Origin of the sequence: Nonomuraea lactucae, assembly GCF_003313395.1 — a bacterium.
Classification (GTDB): Bacteria; Actinomycetota; Actinomycetes; order Streptosporangiales; family Streptosporangiaceae; genus Nonomuraea; species Nonomuraea lactucae.
Genome location: NZ_QNFZ01000681.1, coordinates 1 through 3,154 on the forward strand (window position 1 = coordinate 1; position 3,154 = coordinate 3,154).

Annotated in this window: 4 protein-coding genes; 1 reads left to right on the plus strand and 3 read right to left on the minus strand. The window is 73.8% G+C overall.

Going from position 1 to position 3,154, the window contains the following annotated elements; translation table 11 throughout:
- Nucleotides 1–477, minus strand: a 477-nt coding sequence (locus DQW85_RS25315; protein WP_113702475.1) for a DAK2 domain-containing protein, incomplete at its 3' end; no start/stop codon positions are given.
- 199 nt (nt 478–676) lie between these two features.
- Here DQW85_RS25315 and rpmB point away from each other — a divergent pair.
- Nucleotides 677–862: a 50S ribosomal protein L28 gene (gene rpmB / locus DQW85_RS25320; RefSeq protein ID WP_101787934.1), complete on the plus strand. Its 186-nt coding sequence runs from the start codon at nt 677–679 to the stop codon at nt 860–862.
- A 183-nt stretch (nt 863–1,045) separates the two neighbouring features.
- Here rpmB and thiD read toward each other — a convergent pair whose 3' ends face one another.
- Both thiD and DQW85_RS25330 read right to left on the minus strand, forming a co-directional pair.
- Nucleotides 1,046–1,849 (minus strand): bifunctional hydroxymethylpyrimidine kinase/phosphomethylpyrimidine kinase, encoded by an 804-nt coding sequence (gene thiD, locus DQW85_RS25325; RefSeq protein WP_240197415.1) that lies wholly within the window; start codon nt 1,847–1,849, stop codon nt 1,046–1,048.
- An 8-nt stretch (nt 1,850–1,857) separates the two neighbouring features.
- Nucleotides 1,858–3,154 (minus strand): cellulose binding domain-containing protein (locus DQW85_RS25330; RefSeq protein WP_205315396.1); only part of this gene is annotated, 1,297 nt, incomplete at its 5' end.

Consider the following 3,154-nt stretch of genomic DNA (forward strand, 5'->3'; position numbering starts at 1 on the left):
CGCCGCGCGGGCCGCGCCCGCAGCGCGCCGCGCCACCTCGACGAGGCCCCCCTCCACATCCTGTACGGCCCGCGCCACCGCGCCGAGCACGCTCAGCACCGTGCCCTCGACGGGTCTGGCCACGGCCTCCCTGGCCAGGGCGGCGGCCCGCGCCAGCCCGGCGCGCAGGTCCGAGCCCTCCTTGAGCACCTCGGCGAGGCCGCGCAGCGCCTGGCTGACGATGACCCCGGAGTTGCCCCTGGCGCCGACCAGCGCGCCGTAGGAGAGCGTCTGCCACACCACCGCCGGCTCGACGTCGTCGGGCAGCGCCTCGACGGCCTCCGCGGCGGAGAGCATCGTGAGGTGCAGGTTGGTGCCGGTGTCGCCGTCGGCGACGGGGAACACGTTGAGCGCGTCGATCTCCCCCCGTGCCCTGCCCAGCGTGTCGGCGGCCAGGCGTGCCCAGCGGCGTACCCCGGGCGGGTCGAGGGTCTCCATGCGCGGCGCTCCAACCTCCCCGAGTGCGCTACCGTTAGACGAGGAGAATATCTCCGCATCTGCCCGAGTCCAGTGCTCAAGTTCGCACCCGGTGGTGCGGATCGGATATCCTCGTCTGGCTAGCCGGTCGTCCCGGCATGCCCTCCGCCCGACAAGCATCAGCGGACAGGGCTACATCGACTGTTAAAGGAGCGATACCGTGGCTGCCGTCTGCGATGTCTGCCGCAAGGGGCCGATCTTCGGCAACAACGTGTCCCACTCCCACCGCCGCACCCGCCGTCGTTGGAACCCCAACATTCAGACGGTCCGCGCGGTCGTCGGCGGCACGCCGAAGAAGCTCAACGTGTGCACCTCGTGCATCAAGGCGGGCAAGGTAACCCGCTAGTTCGCGCTTCCACGAAGGCCCGCCGCTCGTCTCCCGAGCGGCGGGCCTTCGTCATGCCCCACCCATTCCCACCACAGCCCGCCTCCCAGCACGGCACCCCCGATCCCGGCCCGCCTCCTGGCAGGAGCGCGGCTACCGGTGGGGGCCGGCTGCGCATGAGGCTCGGCGCCGGGCCGGGCCGGGTCAGCGCCAGCGCCAGGCGTGGTCCACGGGGCCGATGCCGTCGCCCAGGGGGAAGCCGCGGCCGATCGCACCCGTCACGTACTCCTTGGCCTTGCCCACCGCCGCCGGCACCTCCTCCCCCAGCGCCAGGTGGGAGGCGATGGCCGAGGCGAGCGTGCAGCCGGTGCCGTGGGTGTGGCGGTTGTCGAGGCGTTCGGCGGCGAAGCGGTACTCGCGGGCGCCGTCCGTCAGCAGGTCGACCGGGTCGCCCGGGAGGTGACCGCCCTTGATGAGCGCCCAGGCGGGCCCCAGTTCGAGTACGGCGTCGGCGGCGCGGCGCAGGCCGTCCTCGTCCTCGACCTTCACCGCGGTGAGCTGCTCCACCTCCCACAGGTTGGGGGTGACGACGGTGGCCAGGGGCAGTAGCCGGCTCTTGACCGTCTCCACGGCCTCGGGCGCGAGGAGCGGGTCGCCGTGCTTGGAGACCCCCACAGGATCGACGACCAGGGGCGCCTCGTACCCACCCAGCGCCTCGGCCACGACCTCGACCAGCCGGGGCGAGGCCAGCATCCCGGTCTTGATCGCCTGCGCGCCGATGTCGCCCAGCACGGAGTCGAGCTGGGCGCGTACGGCCTCGGGCGGGAGCTCCCAGTAGCCCTGGACGCCGAGCGAGTTCTGCGCCGTCACGGCGGCGATCACGCTCATGCCGTGGACGCCCAGGGCGAGCATGGTCTTGAGATCAGCCTGGATGCCCGCCCCGCCGCCGGAGTCGGATCCGGCGACGGTCAGCACGCGTGGAGGGGTCGTAACGGTCATACGCCCCATCCAACCACTCAGCTGACGGCGCACTCCCCGCCGATGAGCCCGCAGTTCGCCGGCTGGACGGCGGTCCCCGTCGCCGAGAACGTGATCGCGGCCGACGCGCCCGCGGCGAGCGAGTCCGGCAGGTCGATGATCAGCAGGTCGCCGTCCTGCGACCACTCGGCGCCCTTCACGTTCAGGACCCGTCCCCCGATCGGCATGGAGACGGTCAGCGAGCTCACCGGCTCGGCGGAGGAGTTGCGCACGTCCAGCTGCGCCGTGTAGACGGTCGGCCCCTGCCTGACGACGCTGAAGTCGACGTTCACCGCCTGCCCGCCGGCCTGCGGCGCGTTGCTGACGGTCCCGGTCGGCTGCGGGTCCGTGGTCGGGCCCGAGGTCGGGGGGTCGATGATCGTCGTCGAGTCGTCCGTCGGCGTCTCCGTCGGGGTGCTGCTCTCCTCGAAGCTCGTCGGGAACGGGTCGTCCTTGGGCTTCGACGACGGCTTCTTCGTCTTGCTCGGCTTCGGCTCCGGAGTGCCGGTACGGCGAGGCGCGGGCCCGGTCGCCGCCACCTTCGGGGTGGGCCCGCCGGTCGGCGACGACTTGCCGGTGGGCTCCGTGCTCTCCTCCGGCTCCTCGGCCGGTTCCTCGGCGGTGGGCGAGGACGAGAGCGGTCCAGGCTGGTTGGACGCCTGCACGGCGGCGCAGGTGGCGCCGGAGCACTTCTGGGGCCCGTCGGAGCCGCTCAGCAGCTTCACGCCCCCGACGGTGCCGCCGAGCACCACGACCACGGCGGCTACGGAGAGCAGCGCGACGCGGCCCCTGCGTCCCCCTGAGCCCTCCGGGTTCAGGTCGTCGCCGGGAGGCGGCGGCTTGCGGCGACCGCGGCGGCGCGGAGCCGGCTCCTCCGGCGGGCCGTCGGAGGACCAGCCGGAGCCGAGGAAGCCGCTGTCGCGTTCCGACCAGTCCGGGGCGCCGGCGTCGACCAGGGTGACGTTGCCGTACACCTTGATGTCGCCGGGCTCGGGCGGCTCACCGGGGGGCTGGAGCGCCTGCGTGCCGTCGAACGGCCCGGCCTCGTGCGCGGCGCCGGGCATCTGCGTGCCGTCGAACGGCCCTGAGCCGGACGCGGGTCCCAGCGCCTGTGTTGCGTCTCCCGGAGCCCCGAAGCCGTACGGGGCCGAACCGTCGAACCCGCCGGAGCCCGGCGCCTGGTCGAACCCGCCGGAGCCCGGCGCCTCGCCGAACCCTGGCGCCTCGCCGAATCCCCCGGAGCCGGGCGCGCCGCCGAAACCGCCGGAGCCGGGCGCGCCGCCGGACCCGAACACG

Bases quoted from the DNA above. Each gene is read 5' to 3' on its own strand.
- thiD (WP_240197415.1), bottom strand. From the start codon at position 1,849: ATGGGGCGTATGACCGTTACGACCCCTCCACGCGTGCTGACCGTCGCC.